Here is a 2,718-nt window from a genome sequence, read left to right on the forward strand (position 1 = left end):
CTTGTGCGAAATGTTTCTAACTTAAATTGAGAATGGTCACATTACTCAGGTAAAGGTTAGACAGTTCCTTACGGAACTGAAGGGTTATATCGAAGAATCAAATGATAGAGTAACGTCTTGAAGGGTTCTCTCTGAGTCGAATAGCACTGGATTTAGTAAGAATAATAGTGTTATCAGCTCGGCAAAAAGGCGTGAGAATTTACCGTATCAGTTCGGCTGACGAAAGCCTACCCGCGGGGGTGGTGTAAATCATAATGCTTGAGTTGAATGAATATGGTGAGAATGCGAATAAACCTCCGAGAAAAAGGTTAAGCTGACAAACTTCTGAATGTACAGGTCTACACGCACAATACATAGAAATGTGTATATCACTATATGTGAGGTTAGTAGTGGATGAGTAAGACTGAGTAATATGAAAATCCATGATACGTTACAGGCGTATGAGACTAACAGGCTTAGAGGAAGCACCTAAGTTCTTTCTATAATAGATATAATTCAACGTTGTAAGCTGATAACGTGGAGGGCTTACTCCTAACGAAGCGTTGATAAGGAAAACACTAGTGATAATAGCTACTGTATAACTTATCTTTGTATCAGTGAAAGTGGTGGCACAGTACCGATGAAAGGTCTAATCAACCCGAAGGGATAGCCACTAGACTATTGAAGAATCATTCAACCATGTAAGACAGTTCTTTATCGGTTAATAAGGTTCTTGTGAGACTAAAAGAGGTTCAACTCCCAAGGGAGTCACCGACTTGTTGAAACGAAAGAAACTGAGACACAGTGAGTATTACGATATGCAACATTGTTTTGACAACTTGTATGCTCAAAGTGTCGATGGACAAAATTTCTATGACTTAATGAAACTGATTAGTTCCAATGAAAATATACGTCTTGCTTATCGAAATATCAAGAGAAATACAGGGAGTAAAACGGCGGGGACAAATAAGTTAACGATTGATGATATTAAATTTTTATCAGTAGAAAAGGTAGTCGAATATGTCAAAAATATGTTTCGAGCATATGCACCAGAAAGTGTTCGGCGTGTTTTCATTCCCAAAGCAAATGGGAAAGTAAGACCATTAGGAATCCCGACGATATGGGATAGAATTCTCCAGCAATGTATCTTACAAGTTTTAGAACCCATTTGTGAGGCGAAATTTCATAAACACAGTTATGGCTTCAGACCGAATAGAAGCACTCATCATGCGAAAGCAAGATTGGAATCGCTCGTAAACATGGTTGGTCTCTATCATTGTATCGATGTAGACATAAAAGGGTTTTTCGATAATGTGCATCACAGTAAATTACTTAAACAAATATGGTCACTTGGAATAAAAGATAAACCATTACTCTCTATCATATCAAAGCTATTAAAAGCAAAGATTGAAGGAGAAGGTGTACCAACAAAGGGAACCCCGCAAGGCGGTATTCTCTCACCACTTTTATCGAATATTGTTCTAAATGAACTCGATTGGTGGGTTAGTAATCAATGGGAAAATTTTCAGAGTAACCATGAATATAAACATAATGGAAGCAAAGTAAAAGCACTCAAGAAATCAAACCTAAAAGAATGTTACATTGTTAGATACGCTGATGACCTTAAAGTGTTATGTCGTACACGCTCGCAAGCGATTAAAATGAATTATGCCATTAAGGATTTTCTTAAAACTAGACTACATCTTGAAACAAGTGATGAAAAATCAAAGGTTATTAACTTAAAGAAGAATTCGTCAGAATTCCTTGGATTCTCTTTCCGAGTGATTAGGAAAGGAAAAACAAGGATGGGATATGTAGCTCAATCAAATATGACGAAGAAAGCGAAGTCCAATGCACTCATAAAAATTAAGGATTCTATAAAAGCAATTCAGAAAAAGCCATGTGCAGAAACAGTTTGGCATTACAATACTGTCGTAATGGGAATTCAAAACTATTACGCAGCAGCCACTCAAATTTCTAAAAATCTAAGTGAGTTGTCCTCCCATCTAAACAAGACTCTATATAATCGATTGAAGAAGATCAGAACCGAAGCTACGTTTGAAGATATGACTAACACACTACAAAAACGCTATAAAGGTTACTTACCACAATATTTTAAAATACAAGATATGGTGTTTGTCCCCATTTATGCCCAACGGCATAAAACAAACCTATGTTTTTCCCAAGGAACGTGTAACTATACTGTCCAAGGCAGAGCGAAAATACACAACAACCTCAAAGCGATTAACAAAAGAGTGTTAAGTAATGTCATGAAAAAGTTCATTCCAAATCGAACGATTGAATATAACGATAACCGCATTAGTAAGTTCATAGCCCAATACGGAAGGTGTGCCATAACGGGATTTGAACTTGGTACGAATGACTGGCACTGTCACCATAAGAATCCGTTTCATTTGTCAAAAGATGATAGGTTTTCCAATCTGACAGTGCTTCATAAAGCAGTTCATCGACTTGTACATTTAAAAGATATTGAGAAAATCAAAGTTCTACTTAATTCCTTCCAACTGAATAAAAAGCAGAAGGAAAAGGTCAATGAATTACGAAAAAAATGCGGAAACCGTGCAATCTAAATTTGGTACCAAACTAGCTTCATTTAAATACATAGAATTGAATGAATTGGACTAGTTGGAGCGCCGTATGCGATGAAAGTTGCACCTACGGTGCGAGCAGGGGGAAAAGGGAGCGATAACTTCAAACCCTTACCTATCTGTCATCAAT

The 2,718-nt window shown here is 36.9% G+C and carries 1 protein-coding gene; it reads left to right on the forward strand.

What is annotated here, in order from left to right; genetic code table 11:
* The first annotated feature begins 758 nt into the window (after window positions 1-758).
* Window positions 759-2,570, forward strand: a complete 1,812-nt coding sequence (gene ltrA, locus BABA_RS02425; RefSeq protein WP_007083532.1) for a group II intron reverse transcriptase/maturase — start codon at window positions 759-761, stop codon at window positions 2,568-2,570.
* The last annotated feature ends 148 nt before the right edge of the window (window positions 2,571-2,718 follow it).

It is taken from the genome of Neobacillus bataviensis LMG 21833 (assembly GCF_000307875.1).
Taxonomy (GTDB): Bacteria; Bacillota; Bacilli; order Bacillales; family Cytobacillaceae; genus Neobacillus; species Neobacillus bataviensis.